Source organism: Novosphingobium rhizosphaerae (genome assembly GCF_050920675.1).
Classification (GTDB): Bacteria; Pseudomonadota; Alphaproteobacteria; order Sphingomonadales; family Sphingomonadaceae; genus Novosphingobium; species Novosphingobium rhizosphaerae.
The window spans coordinates 1,552,233-1,566,679 of sequence record NZ_CP137861.1; the positions used below are offsets into that span (position 1 = coordinate 1,552,233).

General features: G+C 64.8%; 10 protein-coding genes. 3 read left to right on the top strand and 7 right to left on the bottom strand.

What is annotated here, in order from left to right; genetic code table 11:
- Window positions 1-4: 4 nt before the first annotated feature.
- Entirely contained in the window at window positions 5-5,134 is a 5,130-nt protein-coding gene (locus tag R9J51_RS07115) for a hypothetical protein (protein ID WP_179506258.1), read from the bottom strand.
- Between the two features lie 161 nt (window positions 5,135-5,295).
- Between R9J51_RS07115 and R9J51_RS07120 the strand changes: the two genes are divergently transcribed.
- A complete protein-coding gene (locus R9J51_RS07120; protein WP_179506259.1) occupies window positions 5,296-7,314 on the top strand; it encodes an ATP-dependent endonuclease in 2,019 nt (672 codons plus the stop codon).
- 68 nt (window positions 7,315-7,382) lie between these two features.
- Here the strand turns inward: R9J51_RS07120 and R9J51_RS07125 are convergent, their stop codons facing one another.
- On the bottom strand, window positions 7,383-7,745 hold the full coding sequence (locus R9J51_RS07125) for a hypothetical protein (protein ID WP_218843555.1): 363 nt from the start codon (window positions 7,743-7,745) through the stop codon (window positions 7,383-7,385).
- 221 nt (window positions 7,746-7,966) lie between these two features.
- On the opposite strand from R9J51_RS07125, the gene R9J51_RS07130 reads away from it, so the two are divergent.
- The gene (locus R9J51_RS07130; protein ID WP_218843556.1) at window positions 7,967-9,622 is read left to right on the top strand and encodes a hypothetical protein; all 1,656 of its coding nucleotides are present in this window, start codon (window positions 7,967-7,969) and stop codon (window positions 9,620-9,622) included.
- A 173-nt stretch (window positions 9,623-9,795) separates the two neighbouring features.
- Here the strand turns inward: R9J51_RS07130 and R9J51_RS07135 are convergent, their stop codons facing one another.
- The 3 genes from R9J51_RS07135 to R9J51_RS07145 form a co-directional block, all read right to left on the bottom strand.
- The gene (locus R9J51_RS07135) at window positions 9,796-11,085 is read right to left on the bottom strand and encodes a hypothetical protein (protein WP_169041627.1); all 1,290 of its coding nucleotides are present in this window, start codon (window positions 11,083-11,085) and stop codon (window positions 9,796-9,798) included.
- 634 nt (window positions 11,086-11,719) lie between these two features.
- Complete coding sequence (locus R9J51_RS07140) at window positions 11,720-12,046, bottom strand: hypothetical protein (RefSeq protein ID WP_179506260.1); 327 nt, start codon at window positions 12,044-12,046, stop codon at window positions 11,720-11,722.
- A gap of 6 nt (window positions 12,047-12,052) precedes the next feature.
- Window positions 12,053-12,238, bottom strand: coding sequence for a DUF6771 family protein (locus R9J51_RS07145; RefSeq protein ID WP_179506261.1), 186 nt, complete (start codon window positions 12,236-12,238; stop codon window positions 12,053-12,055).
- Window positions 12,239-12,321: 83 nt separating this feature from the next.
- Here R9J51_RS07145 and R9J51_RS07150 point away from each other — a divergent pair, with 83 nt between their 5' ends.
- On the top strand, window positions 12,322-12,921 hold the full coding sequence (locus R9J51_RS07150) for an SOS response-associated peptidase family protein (RefSeq protein ID WP_179506262.1): 600 nt from the start codon (window positions 12,322-12,324) through the stop codon (window positions 12,919-12,921).
- A 12-nt stretch (window positions 12,922-12,933) separates the two neighbouring features.
- Here the strand turns inward: R9J51_RS07150 and R9J51_RS07155 are convergent, their stop codons facing one another.
- Entirely contained in the window at window positions 12,934-13,284 is a 351-nt protein-coding gene (locus R9J51_RS07155; protein ID WP_168553881.1) for an excalibur calcium-binding domain-containing protein, read from the bottom strand.
- A gap of 70 nt (window positions 13,285-13,354) precedes the next feature.
- The gene (locus R9J51_RS07160; protein WP_179506263.1) at window positions 13,355-14,245 is read right to left on the bottom strand and encodes a S1/P1 nuclease; all 891 of its coding nucleotides are present in this window, start codon (window positions 14,243-14,245) and stop codon (window positions 13,355-13,357) included.
- Window positions 14,246-14,447: the final 202 nt, after the last annotated feature.

The following is a 14,447-nucleotide window of genomic DNA, read 5'->3' on the forward strand; positions in this document are numbered from 1 at the left end:
CGGCCTAGCCACTGGCCTGCACCACCGCGATCTCGGGCAGGAGCTCGGTCGCCGCGGCCACGCCCCGGTCGGCGAGGACGGCGGCGGCGGACCGGAACCGGACGACGTCGGCGCGCCGCTGCTCGAGGGTGCTGCGGCTCCACAGCGTCGCCAGCAGCTCACCGGCCGGTCGCCCGACCTCCGACCGCCAGTCCTCGGGCGTGGTCGACCGGTGGGCTTCGATGATCGCCTCCAGCCAGTCCAGGCCAGGTTGCGGCGCAAACGCCGCTCCGGCGTGGGCGACCAAGATGGAGACCAGCCCGGCCGAAAAGCGGTAGCGTGCGCAGGCCGCGACCCAATCGCCCAGCAGGGTGGTCAGTTCGGCCGCACGGCGCCAGCCCGGCTCGAACACGGGCAGGCCGTAGTGCGCAAAGGCAGCCGCCGACAGCGGCGTCTCGTCCGGATCGTATCGGCCGCTCCATTCGCTCCGGGCGGTCTCGAAGAGCGCGTCAGACGCCGCTCGCCAAACCGTCTCGAAGCCGGCGTCCAGCGGCAGGTCGCCTTCGACCATCGCGTGCGCGAACCCGTCCAGCAGGTCGGCCAGCAGGTCGCTACGTGCCTTCGCGTCGCCCATCGCCGCCGCAGGCTCCACGAGCCGCTCGACGGCGGTCTCTGGCGGCAGGAGGGATGCCAGGCGGCCGCTCAGCCGGCCGAGGACGGATTCCCACTTCATGAGGCGCGCCGGACTGCTCCAGCCGCGCGCGTCTTGGAAAGCCATGTAGGACGCATACCAGGCGAGCGCGTCGGAAAAGTAGCCGAGCAGCGCGTCCTTGATCGGCGGGACGGCCGAGAGTGCCGTGACGTCGAGCTGCGACCAGACGGTCGAGGCGCGGTAATGGTCGAACTGGTTTTGCGGCTCGCCCGCGCACGGGTTGGTTGCGTCCCCACCGACAAAGTGTTCAGTCACCGGTCTCGGGAAGCTCGGCGCCTCGATGCGGCCCTCCGCGTTGGCGGTCACAGCGGCGTCGATCGCGTCGAGGCACCGCGCCGCCCGGGCCGTCCGCATGTTGACCTCGATGTCGCGCCCGAACGGCTCCCAAGCGTAGAGCATCGACGTCGCGCTCACCGAGAGCGCGGCTGCTGCGCCGCTGGGCGATAGCGGGCAAAACGCAGCCGCGGGTTCGAGCGCGGCCTTCGCGATGTCGCGGAATGGGCTCGCGACCAGTCCGAGCCAGATGCGGAGGTGGTCCGCGTCCGCCAGGCCGCGCATGGCGAGCGCGCCGAGCCCCCGGGCCGCCGACGCCGCCGCGTCGTCGTCGAGCGCGGAATCCTCGTAGTGTAGAGCGCTGGAGGCGTGGTCGACGAGCGCCGCCCGACCGAGGACCGAGACCACCCAGTCGATCTCGCCAGCGAGGACCTCGGGCGCCGCATGGGTCGCGAGCGCCGCGGCGACGGCGGCGACGCCCTGCGCCCGGATCGCGTAGCCTGGGTGGAGGTCGAGCGCGTGCGCAAACAGATCCGGCGCGTCCATAGCCTTGGCGACGGGCAGCGCGTCCATGAAGTTTTGGCCCTTGCGCGTTGTGCCGCCCCGGCCGTGCCCGAATGCCCAGTCCAGCAGCGGCGCGCCCTCTTCCATCTCCTGCTTGCGCTCGATTGCCTCGGCGGCGCGCTCGCTGAGCGGGCCAGGCGGCACGTAGCCCACGCTGAAAACGCCGAGCTCAGCGGTGGGCTCGACCTCCCAATTGGCCGGATCCGCCTTCGCGCGCCAGTTCTCCAACTCGTCCGCTAGCTCCGCCTTGTCTTCTTCGCTGGCCAGCTGTTCGTCGAAGTCGGCCATGTCATCTACGCGCCAGCTGGCGACGGCCGCCGCGAAGTCCGCCTTCAGCGCCTCATCCCGGACCACGTGCAGCGGTGCCACCAGACCTTCAACGAGCGGCAGAAGCGACGTCCTCCGGTTCCGCGTGGCGGCGGCGGCCCGGTATGCGTGCTCGTCGCCCTGCCTCCAGCCGATCTGGAACGCCGTGCCCGAGGTGTCGTCGAGCGACTGGCGCAGGTCGTAGGCCCATAGCCTCGGTGAGACTAGCAGCGGAAGAGCATGGCGGAGCTTTGCGCTGGACAGGCCACCATACATCGCTCCGGCGACGCAGATGCTGGCTGAGGCGACGAGATGGCTGTGCCGGAGCAATTTCGCGCACAACTCGTCGAGCGGGCGGCCAGCTTCGGTCTGTTCCGCGAACCAGTCGTCCGCCGCGAGCAGCAGCGATCCGAGCAGGCGGGAGCCGAGTAGGCCGCGCGCCCACTTGTAAACGTACTGGTCGCCCCACAGCGTGGCGGTTCCGTCAGCATGGTCGATCACTAGGGGACGCGCGGTCAGCCCGCGACCCGCCTGCCGCCTGCGCCACACCGAAGCCGCGGCTGCGCTAAGCGCCTCCAGGAGCCGGAGAGCCTGGTCCTCGTCGGCGGCGAACAGCAGGTCGCATCCCGCGCGCACGGGCGATGCCGGGAAGAAGTGTCCCTGGTCCCGGATGCCGTCAGACTGCTCGACCGCGTAGTCCAGCGGACCATGCGGGTCGCCGCGCATGACCATGGTTGAGACGACGAGGTCGACAAATCGCGCCGGGAGGACGGACGGGATGAGCCCCGGCGAGTCAACGAACTCGGCTCCGCTCCTGCCGCCCCCTTCGAGGAGAGTGGCAAGGTAGGCGTCGACCTCCGCTGTGGCGTCCGCCGCGCCATTGGCGACCACCTGCCGTAGCTGGTCGCGCACCGGGTCGGCCGAGCCGGACCGGTCCGCGCCCATTGCCTGCAACAGCCTGCTGCGCTCCTGCCAGTCGTCTAATGGCATCGCATTGATCGCGTCCAGCTCGCGCAGCCAGGCCACGCACTGCGTTACGAGTCGGCTAGCGAGCGCACGCCCACGTCCGGGTAGCCGTAGCCACGTTAATGTGGCGCGCGTCAGTGCCGGCACGAGCGACTTGGGCCACGTCGCCCAGCGCCCGACGGACCAAGTCAGGAAGGCATGCCACGGCGTCACCCGCGGGACAGCCGCCGCCAGCGCGACGCTGCGGCGGCGGGCGGGATCCATGCCGTCGAACTCGGGCGCCTTAAGTACTGTTGGATGCGGCCGCACCTCTAGCGCGAGCAGCGTGTCGACGAGGTCCGCGAGCAGCTGGCCGTCGTTCTCGAGGAGAGTGGGCTCTAGCCCGTCGAGCAGGATCGCCGCCCGCGGCGAGTGGAGTGGTGCCGTCAGCGCGATCCGCCGCCACACGGGATCAAGCGCCCCGTCGCCGAGGAGGTCGTGGAGCGCCCTCCATCCAGCCGAACCGTCGGTCTCGAGCGCGATCTCGGCGGCCAGGCGCACCGCGCGCATCCACGACAGCGGTTGCCCGGCCGCCAGCAGGATCGCAGGAATCTCGCTCCGCCGCGCGTCCAACGCGCGCGCAACCGTCCAGTCTTCGTAGATGTCGTGTCCGAATGTTACGACGTCGCGGTAGGCCGGGACGTTTAGGGTTCGCTCCGAGGCCAGCAGCGCGATGGCGCCCTCGTCGGCGGGCTTCGGCAGCGGACCGAAGGGGCGCAGCAGCCGCTGCCCGCCCAGCGCGCGCAGCGTCGCGTCGCGAGTCGGGTGCCGCGGCGTTTCGGTCGCGCCACGTCGCGCCCAGGCCTGCATTAGGTCCAGTTCGGAGGATGCACCTGCGACAGACGGGTTGCGCGCCATCTGGTCGATGAAGAAGAGGTTACGGTTGAGGTCGGCGTAGCCGCGTCGTGACAACAGGTCGCCGAGATGCGGGAACGCCTCGGCGAGGAAGGCGAGGTCCTCGTCGTCCGGGACACCGACGGTCCACGGCGTGGCGTCCCTCAGCAGGGGCAGGTCTAGCGCGGGCTCCGGTCCGGCGGAGTCGCGGCTCGAGACGATGCACCTCCAGAGTGGCGCGCACGGGGACGCCTCGATCGCGTCGCAGACCTCACGGATCAGCCCGCCGAGGCCCGCCTCGACCATCCGGTCGTAGCCGTCGACGACGAGCGTTCCCGAGCCACCTGCCGTCAGTTCGGCGACGATCTGCGCTAGCGGTGCCTGGAGGTTCGTGCTCGCCGCGTGTTCGGCCCACGTCCGCGCCGTCAGCCGGTCGTGCTTGAGGACGAGTAGTCCGGCGCCGTTGGCGCGCTGCCGTTCCGAGAGCCTGCGCAGGACCGCCGACTTGCCGGTGCCGGCGTCGCCGCCGAGGCGCAGCCCGGCCGTATTCCGGAGGACGTCGTCGAGCCGATCGCAGAGGCTGGTACGCGCGAGGCTGACGCCCGCCACGTCGTCGCGGATGCTCGCGAGCGCAGCCTCGCCGTCGTCCCGAATTCGAGCCAGGTCTGCGCGCGCCGATGGCGCGGCCAGCAGGCGGAAGCGCGGGGCGAGTTCGGCAATCAACTTCGCCCTGTCGACGCCGCCCGCAACCCTTGCGGCGTCCTCCGCGAACACGCACAGCGCGTCATGTAGGTCGGCGGCCTCGCCCCGGTCGCCCGACGCGAGCGCTCCCTGGAGCTGGTCGACGGCGCGCGCCTTCGCCTGGCTGCCGGCCTGGTCTGCGTCGACGACGCTGACGCTCATGCGCGACACCACCTTCCAGGCGAGCTCGCGATCGGCTCCCCCGACGTCCTGCTCGATCACCCACTCGACTGCCGTGGTGAACTCGCGTTCGGACTGGCTAGATGCGCCCGGCGCGTTCCACCGCGTCCAAAAGTCGGCGGCGTCGCTCGACAGCCGCGCCGCGTCGCGTGCCCTGTCGACATCGCGCGGGCTGATCGCGCTCTCCGACGCGACGATTCTGAAGCGTGTCTCGTCATGGTCTCCGACCTTGATCAGTCGGGCCGCATCCGCGACCGGCCGGCGAAATGCCTCCTCGCTGCGAGCGCCGCTCAGTGTGCGCTTGATCTGCAGATAGGAAACCGCGTCCCGACCCGTCGGCAGAGAGAGCAACAGGTGCAGGTCGTCGAAGCCGGCGGCGGGATCGGTGCGCTGGAATTCCACCCGCCGGACGACATAGGCGGAGTCATCGCCCGGACCGCTAGCCTGCGCGAGCATCGCGGCTAGATAAGTCGCGGCGATGCGCGCCTCCAGAGAAAAGCCAGCTCCACTGGTTGATATGATGGAAGTTGCACGGGCCATGTAGCAAAGATTGCAAATTATAGTTCGTGTAACAATCGCCTTGATCGATTATGACCGTCATGACGTTCGTTCAAACTCGGGCGGGATGCCTGTCGGGACGGTTGTAATTGCCCTTGCTTTCGGGCCAATCGAAACCGAGGAAACGGGTATAATGGGGGGCAATGCAGCTCGAGCGCGCGCGCATCAAGAACTTTAGATCGCTTCGAGATATCGAAGTAGCCTTCGGCGCGCATACCGCGTTCATCGGCGGGAACGGTGCAGGCAAGTCATCGATACTGAAAGCAATCGAGAAATTTTATTCGACGTCAAAAATCTGCGACGCCGACGATTTCTTCGGTCGCGATCAGGGGCAGCCGATCGAGATAGAACTCACCTTTCACCAGCTGAGTGATCAGGAAGCGGCGTCGTTCGAGGACCGCGTTCGCGACGGCAAGCTGGTCGTCACTCGTATCTTCGATGGTGGCGCCTCAAGCGGTCGCTATCATGGTGTCGTTCCTCAGAACCCCGATTTCGTCGCGATCCGATCGCAATCCGCCGCGGCGCCGAAACGCGCGGCCTACAATGCTCTTCGCGAGAACGATCCGCTCTATGCGGATCTGCCCAACGCCGGCAGCGCCGCCGCGGTTGACCAAGCACTACTGGGCTGGGAGGCAGCCCATCCTGCGCAATTGGTTCTGTTGCCTGATGACGGACAGTTCTTCGGCTTTCAGAATAACAGCCGCGGCAAGCTCCAGAGGCATACAAGCTTCGTTTTCATCCCGGCTGTCCGAGATGCATCAGTCGACGCGGCCGACGGCAAGGCAAGCGTTATCGGAAAGCTGCTCGAGTTGCTGGTGCGTAGCCAGATCTTGCAGCGACCCGACGTCCAGGCGTTCAAAGCACAAATGACGGAAGCCTATCAGGCCCTGGTATCGGCGGAAAACATGCCCGAGCTTGGAACATTGGCGGGGACGCTCACCGCCGACCTGCGAGGCCTGTATCAGGATGCGGAGGTCGCCCTGAACTGGCGGGAGATCGGAGAGATGCCGGTCCCGTTGCCGATGGCGGACGTGTTTCTCAAGGACGACGGTTTCGGCGGCCCTGTAGATAGGCAGGGTCACGGCCTGCAACGCGCCTTCATCTTCACGCTGCTGCAACATCTGGCGCGCACGGCGGTCCCAGAAGCTGACGATGCAGGTGCGGTGGATGCGGACGGCGGCGGCCCAACAGTGGTCGGCCATGCGCCAACATTGATTCTCGCGATCGAGGAGCCCGAACTTTACCAGCATCCGACCAAGCAGCGGCATTTCGCGGAGGTGCTACGTGGGCTGAGCAGCGGCACGCTTCCAGGCGTCGAGGGGCATACCCAGATCATCTTCGGCTCGCACTCGCCGATGTTCATTTCGATGGGCAAGGCCGACGAGATACGGCTCACCCGCCGCTCGGCGTGCGCCGACAGCGCTTTCAAGCAGTGCAGCTTGCAGGCCCTCGATCTCGGTATCGTGGCGCAAAAGCTCGAACGCGGCTGGGATAAGCCCGTCGGCTCGTACAGCGCACAGTCGTTGATGCCGCGGCTCCATATCCTTGGAGCCGAACTGGCCGAAGGATTCTTCGCAAATGGCGTCATCCTAGTTGAAGGGCGCAGCGACAAAGCGGCGCTCACAGCGACCGCGCGGATGCTCGGCGTCAATTTCGAGGCGGCCGGGATCGCCATCCTTTCGGCCGAGGGCAAGGCCAACCTCGACCGTCCCTATGTCATTTTTCGGGAGCTGGGCATTCCGACGTTCCTGCTCTGGGACTGCGATCAACATCTGCCCGAAGCCAAGCGCACGCCTGCAACCGATCTTGCCTTGAGCAAGCTCGCAAAGCCGGACCAAGTGTTCAATGCCGCCCCTACGGATGACCTCGTCAGCGATTGCTATGCGCACTTCGGCAAAACGCTCGAACATCGTCTCAAGGAGGATATCACTCCGGACATCCACGCCGCGTGTCTTGCGGCTGCCTGCGAGCCCTTAGGCGTACACCCGAGCAATGACACCCAGAAAATCCCGGAGGTCGTTTATCAGACATTGTTGCGCGCCAAGGAGCACGGTCGCGAGAGCGAAATGTTGAAGAACGTGATTCGCGCGATGTGGCGCTTTTTCCGCGACGAGGATCTGCCGGACCCGCCACAGGCGCAAGCGCTGGTCCCCTTCGCGTGAAAGTCGACAACGTCTTGAGCGAGATTGTGTCGACCCGAGAGCGCCACGCGCACGGTCCGTGGAGCGACCTAGCGCTTCATACGATTGGCTGGCGTGCGTTCCAGGATCTCTGCTCGCAGGTCTGCGAGGTCGTGCTCGGCCGTCCGGTCGAGATTTTCCGGGAAGCGCAGGATGGCGGCCAGGATGCGGTATTTCTCATACCGTCGGGATCGGATGTGCCCTCCATTGGCACAATTCAGTGCAAGCACACCTCGGAGGCGGGCAAGGCACTGAAGGTGGGCGACCTGTCGGGCGAGATCGAAAACGTCCAAGAACTGGTCAAGGCCGGTCTGGCCGACACTTACGCCTTCACGACCAACATGAGCGTCGATGCGCCTGTAGCCGCCGCGATGCGCGCGCGATTGCGCGCGCTCGACGTGCGCAAACCGCATATTCTGGGCCGCCAGTATATCGTTCGGGTAATCAGGAGCAGCGCCCGCCTGCGCGCGCTCGTGCCACAGGTCTATGGTCTTGGCGATTTGACCTCGATCGTCGACGAGCGGCTCAGCGAACAGAGCCGGGCGCTCCTCGACGCTGGGTTCCGAAGCTGCGGACTTATGTTCCGACCAAGGCCCATCGTGACGCCGTTAACGCAATCTCGGATCATGGTGTTGTGCTCCTGCTCGGCAATCCGTCGAGCGGCAAATCGGCGATCGGCGCCATCGTTTCCACGATCGCATCGGAGAACCCGGATAACACCGTCCTTGCTCTCACGAGCCCGCGCGATTTCGAAGCGGGATGGAATCCAAACGACCCCGGGCGATTTTTCTGGATCGACGACGCCTTCGGTTCGAACGTGCTGCGCGACGATTATGTCCAGGACTGGGCCTCTGCCTTTTCGAAATTGCGTGCGGCGATCAATCACGGCAATCGCTTCCTTCTGACGTCGCGCAAGCACATCTATGAGGGAGCGCGGCGGCGGCTCGGCCAGCGCAATCTCGCCCAATTCACGGACGGAAGCGCCGTGGTCGACGTGGGCGATCTGACCTTCGACGAGAAAGCCCAGATCCTCTATAACCACGTCAATTTCGGCGAGCAGAGTCAGAGCTGGCGGTCGAGCGTGAAGCCCCACCTTGCGGCCGTTGCCGCCGTCGAGGATTTTCTTCCCGGTATTGCCGAACGGCTTGGGGATCCGAACTTCACCAAGGGGCTGGCGCCGCGCGAGCCCTCGCTTGTACGCTTCATGGAAGAGCCGACCGAGCACCTTATTGATACGGTCAACGCCTTGGACGATCAGCTTCAGGCGGCGCTTATTCTGGTCTATGTCCATCAAGCCGGTTTCGATCCCAGCGACCACGATCCGTTGGCAGCACAGGCGGTCTCGGAACTGACCGGCTATTCCATCACCAAGATTCAGGATTGCTTCGCGGAGCTGAAGGGGTCATTCCTTAAGCTCTCCGGACCAAGATGGACCTTCGCACACCCGACGATCTCGGACGCCCTGACAGAGATCATGCGGCAGAAACCGCATATGATGGCGGCGTTGATCCGTGGCGCGCCGATCGATACCATTCTCGGAAGCTTCACGTGCGAGGGATCGCCGCTCATCCGGGATGCGCTGGTCATCCCGACTGCACTGGATGACGCTTTGGTCGCCCGGCTCGGCCGTACGCCCGACGAACGCCATCGCAATTGGATGCTGTTCCACTTCCTGTCCTATCGTGCCAGTGAGGTGGTCTTTTCAAAGGTGGTTCAGCAATATCCGGATTTGTTGCAGCGATCGTGCTGGCGGACCGATCCCGTTGGTAACGACCCGCAGCTTGCCACCTACGGTCGGGCAAATCGCCTCGGGCTCTTGCGCGACGATCTGCGCCTGGAAGCAGCGGGCAGACTTGAATCGGCGGTGCAAAATGCACTCGACGCCTCTTTCTTCGAGGAAGAGGACATGCTCGGCCTATTATCGCCGTTACGCTTGGTCAGCATGGGCATGGGATTGCGGACTACGGTCTTGCCATCCCTCGAAGATCGGATCGACGAGATTACCGCGGATGCCGATCTCGACAAAGAGCCCGATAGCCATTTCGAGAAACTGCTCGACGTTCTCGATCGCGTGGAGGCAATTGGCGTCGACGCCGACGTCGACGCTTTGATCGACGAAGCACGCGAACAAGTTAGGCGCTCGGTCGAGGCGATCGAGGAGCGTAAGCGCGAGCGGGATGAAGAGGACGAAGGCGATACGGACTGGACCCACATCGTGACGCAAAAGAAGGAAGAAGCCTCCGTGCCGCCCGCGGCGACGCGATCAATATTCGACGACATCGACAAATAGAATCGATCGCTCCAGAATTTTAGTTGATGCGCAGCCATCGCAGTGGCTGTCCGCAATTGGCCTGAGCCATTCCGCGCCATCACTCACCGAGCCGGCTACGACCGCTTCTGGCGAAAGCTGCCGCTTCAGTATCCCATCGGGAACGACGCATTTGTCCCAACCGCCGACAAGGTTCACTCGGCTTCGTCGGAAACATCGGTCCCTTGCTGCGGATCAGGCGTCAAAGGCCGGAAGCGATCAGAGACCGGGCCGAGGGCGGTCAAGCGCTCTGAAAATATCGGAGGCATTTTCTGGATCTCTTCCGGGATCAGGGTGCGCCACCAAGTAAGGAGCGCGCCGCGCGCGAGATACGCAAAGGTGTGGAGCAGCATCGGTGTATCATTGCGGCTCCATGTCGCCCCCCTCGCAGATACGGCGAGCCCTCCTGGGACTTCGGCGTAAGGGCCATCGTCGTACCGCTCCGGCGGGATGCACATCGGATATGGAAATGGGACACCCGCGTGAAGCGCACGCGATCGGAGGGCATAGATGCGATTGAAGGCAGCCGCCATTGCCTGTTGGGAATAATCGAGCTTGCCGAACGTCGGCCGCTTCTCGGGCTCTCCAGGGGAGAACGCCTCCAAAAATCCGACGAACTTCGATGTGGCACCGATGACGCCTTTGAAGGCTCTTGCCATCTTGGGGATCAGATTGTCGACTTGGGCTTTTTTAAGCATGCTGATCACGCCTCCGTAGGAGAGCGCGAAGCGCTCTTCGGGCGTTCGCTTATCGTCGTCCCAGTGCGCCGCCGCGGTCTCGATCGCCGATACGAGCAGCAGCCAAGAATTTTCAGGCGAGGCATCTGCGACCCAAAGACCATTCTGGAACAGCCGAGCAGCCTTGATCAAAGCCGCTGCCGCCCCCGGCGCGAGATGGGGCAACGACCCCAGATCTGCGAGATCGCGCAAGTCGCGCGACCCGGTTATATATGGGAGTTGGGGCTGTTGGTTCGACTTTGGGAGGGCTGGCAAATAGCTGGCGTCATGTCCCTGAGGTCGCCCCATCGGATCCTCACCAGGCCGAAATTCACGGTCCACCGGACCAGCCATGATCCTCGCATTAAGCAGGAGTGAGGCCAGAGCGGTCAACTCGTCGAAAAGGTCGCCACCATGATAGTGGTCGTCGTTCGTCTCCATCGGAACACGTATGTCGGGCATTAGGTGCCATTCGGCGCGCAGCACGATCCCAGGCCTCAACGCGCCCGGGTCTTTTTGAGAATGCGCGAGTGCGTTCAGGAAGCTGTATGGGCCGAAATTATAGGCTTCCGCGATGAAATGGACGTCCGAGTAAAGGCGCAGTTCGGAAATCTGTAGCGCACCCAGGCCCTCTAAAAATTTCTGCCAATTCTTCCAGCTGTGCGGGTGCGGCGCCACAATCTCGGCAGTTGCCTCTTCGAACTCAGCTTCCGACGACCGTTCGCCCATCTAATTGTCCTCTTTTATCCGTCCATTCCTCCACGCAGACTGGAAAGACGGGCAAGCGCAACATCCACCGGCACCTACATCCTGAGAGCGCAATTTTGATCATAGAAAATGATCGCTGCCGTGAACATACTCGGCAACCATTTCGAGCTATACGTGGCGGCTATCGGAATTTCGTAAGTCCGCTCCGGTCTAAAGCCGATGTTCGCCGCAGCGCCGGTAAAGGACCGTTTTGTCCCACACCTCGTCGTTTGGAGCACTATGTGGGCCGGCCAGCAGGCAGTAGAGACGGCTCAGCGCCCACTCGGGAAGCCGGATGAAAGCAAAGCGGCGTGCCGCCATAATTAGATATCATCGACATTGCGGCGGCCCTGGGTAACGAATCACCAGCCATCCGAGTTCACGGCAGTCCAATCGCAGCCAACGATTCCCAGGTTCTAATTGGGGGCCTACATAAAATAGCATTCTCACTAAAAAACTGATTATGCTAGCTTAATTGCTTCTCATTGGATTCCCGCTACCGACGCTTAGGGCCGCCCCCAAACGATTGGCGACATCGCGAATTTTGGGCCCAACTTTTCCTGCTGTTGAAAATTGAACCAGCTTAGCACGCGGGGGCGTATCAAGGGAAAAGGCGTCAGCGCAACGCCCGCGACTGCTGCTTCCATTCCCGCTCCGGCGGCATCGGCAACACCACCGCCGCGCTGCGCTCGTTGGCCGTCTCGATCCGCACCGGCCGCACCTTCTGCCGCAGCCCGGCCATGCAGACGATGCACCAGAACCGGCAACGCACTTCGGGCAAGCGATCATCCCACCCGCGCCGCTGGAAATGCCACCACAGGCCATGGGGATCGAAGGTCATCGAATGCCCGCAGCGGCAGACCGGGCGCACGACCAGGCGCAGCGCGGCGGCATCGGTGAGCGAGGTGGGCTCCATCAGGCCCGCCGCGTTCCAGCGCGGCATGGGGCGTCACAGTTTCAGGCCGAGTTGCTCGGCTTTGGGCGGCGCGGCCTGCAAGCGTTCGGCGATCGCGCCGGCGAGCTCGCGCGCAGCGTCCTCGCGCAAACTGGGGGAAGGGGAGGTAATGCCGACGCGCGCCCAGCCTGGGGCCTCGAGGATCGCGTCCGCCATGATGTCGAGGTCGATTCGTTCCATGGCGATATTGGAACATAATGGGAACAAACGCGCAAGCCAGCCCGCGATTTGACTCTGCGCGGCGGGCGGCTGACACCGGGGCGATGTGCAATTTGTATCGCCTGCGCGCCAACCAGGCCGAAGTGGCCCATATCTTCGCGGCCGAGGCCGTGCCGGGCGTGAACCATGCCGACGAGGTCTATCCCGGCTATCCCGGCCTGGTCATCGCGCATGGGCGCGTGGGCGCCATGAATTGGGGCTTTCCCGTGGTGCTCAAGGGCAAGCAGGGCCAACCGCTCAAGCCCAAGCCGGTCACCAACGCCCGCGACGACAAGCTGCACACGCCGTTCTGGCGCGACAGCTTCGCCCGCCGGCGCTGCCTGATCCCGGTGAGCCAATGGGCGGAGCCCGAAGGCGAAGCGGGCCGCATGACGCGCATCTGGTATGGCATGCCCGGCGGCGAAGTCTTTGCCATCGGCGGGATCTGGCGCCAGACCGCCGAATGGGGGCAGACCTATGCCATGGTCATGGTGGAGAGCAGCGCCTTGATGACCGACGTGCACGATCGCATGCCGGTGGTGCTGCGGCCGGATCAGTGGGGCGCCTGGTTGGAGGGTGAGCCTGAGACGGCCTTTGCGATGTGCCGCACCTGGCCAGGTTCGCTATCGATCGAGCGTACCGGGGATCGCTGGGCGGGGCGTTAACGCTTCAGCGCATCACCGTTTGCGATAAGGTTCGCACGCTATGCCGTCCGCATCTGCATCCAGCTCTGTGCGGTAACCAGCTTGCCCCTTGTGGATCGGGGTCACACCGGCTGCGCGGGCCGCGTTGCAATCGGCGTAATAGACGTCCAGGGATGATTGCAGCAAATCCCATTCGCCGGCCGGGCTTGGATTGTGGCGAGAGAAAAACCACGTGGAGCCGACGGTTGCTGCGGATAATGCGCAGGCAAGCAAGGCAAATCGCACGTTGCTCATCTTTCCCGCGTGTCGCGGCCGGGGGCGATGATTGCGGTATCGCTCCCCAGGGCGGATCGGCACCGCGCGAAATGGCTTTTTGAAGCTCATGGCGCCGCTATGCACGTCGAGAGTAAATGTCCCGTTTAATCAACGGATCTGTGCATAGGGCGAAGAGGTCTTATCCCTTTGCTCCAACGTCCGCGACCGGCGCCAACGCCTGATTGAGCACCTGCGCAAGGCGCCAACCAGCCTTGGCCAACTGCTCCGCCGCAACGCGGCGCGCCTGGGCATCATAGCCTGTCGGCAGCGCGATCGGCGCGCGCGTGTCGTCGCATCCGGGCTGGGACTGCACGGTGTAGACAGCCTGCTTGGCAAGCCCGAACGATTGGCGCGCCCAATCTTCCGGCGTGCCGGTTGACCAGGCGGCCATCTCCTGCCGCGTGATCCGCTTGCCCAGCTGCTTGGCCAGGGCTTTCGCGTCGGGATCGATCTCGCGGACGATCACGGTGTCCCAATAGCCATGAAGATTGACCGTGCGCGGGCCGCCCAGGGCCAGGGCCACGCAGTTGCCGCCCCGGTCGTGATTGTCCGATGCATGCAGGGGCTGGTGCAGATCGCCCACGAAATGCAGCGCGAACTTGAGCGCCAACAGGCGCTCCTGCGGGCTGGTGGCTGGCGCGGCCAGTTCGCGGGTGAATTGCTCGAGCTTGGTCACGATGCACTCGGTGGCCGGGCCGGCGCTGGCCGGCGCGTCGCTGGGCGGGCTTTCGGGGCACGCCTTGGCAAGGTCGCCGTCGTCCAGCTCGATGTCGGCAAAGTGCCAGTTCTCGGTGTCCTTGTGCTCGCGGCGCCAAGCATCCGCCCAGGTAGCGCGGGCGGCCATGTCCGGTGCGGTCAGCGTGTCCTGGTCGGTGGCAAGGATCGCATCCACGCGGCGGCGCGCCTCGGGCTTGAGATACTGGCGCGCGATCAGGGCGACAACCTGGTGCCCCTCGCTGCCCCAGGCAAGCGCCGGGGTGGGGGACAGGGCGAGGGCGGCAAGGCACGGAAGCAGCAGGGAGATTCGCATGGGTAGCGCCCTGCCACAGCGCGGGCCGGGCCGCCTAGGACCTTGCGACGGACTGCGCAGTGGAAGGGCGTTGCCAGCGATCGTGACGGCCATGTCGACGAGATGCAGCAGGTTGCTGGGTCGGAGCTCCGCCGCGGTTAAAGCGCGGCCGCGCCACAGGCGGGCAGCGTCAACGCGACGGATCAACTGGAATAGCCAAAGG

Coding starts and splice junctions, on each gene's coding strand:
- R9J51_RS07115 (WP_179506258.1), bottom strand. CDS start 5,134: ATGGCCCGTGCAACTTCCATCATATCAACCAGTGGAGCTGGCTTTTCT.
- R9J51_RS07120 (WP_179506259.1), top strand. CDS start 5,296: ATGCAGCTCGAGCGCGCGCGCATCAAGAACTTTAGATCGCTTCGAGAT.
- R9J51_RS07125 (WP_218843555.1), bottom strand. CDS start 7,745: ATGCGGTTTGCGCACGTCGAGCGCGCGCAATCGCGCGCGCATCGCGGC.
- R9J51_RS07135 (WP_169041627.1), bottom strand. CDS start 11,085: ATGGGCGAACGGTCGTCGGAAGCTGAGTTCGAAGAGGCAACTGCCGAG.
- R9J51_RS07140 (WP_179506260.1), bottom strand. CDS start 12,046: ATGCCGCGCTGGAACGCGGCGGGCCTGATGGAGCCCACCTCGCTCACC.
- R9J51_RS07145 (WP_179506261.1), bottom strand. CDS start 12,238: ATGGAACGAATCGACCTCGACATCATGGCGGACGCGATCCTCGAGGCC.
- R9J51_RS07150 (WP_179506262.1), top strand. CDS start 12,322: ATGTGCAATTTGTATCGCCTGCGCGCCAACCAGGCCGAAGTGGCCCAT.
- R9J51_RS07155 (WP_168553881.1), bottom strand. CDS start 13,284: ATGAGCTTCAAAAAGCCATTTCGCGCGGTGCCGATCCGCCCTGGGGAG.
- R9J51_RS07160 (WP_179506263.1), bottom strand. CDS start 14,245: ATGCGAATCTCCCTGCTGCTTCCGTGCCTTGCCGCCCTCGCCCTGTCC.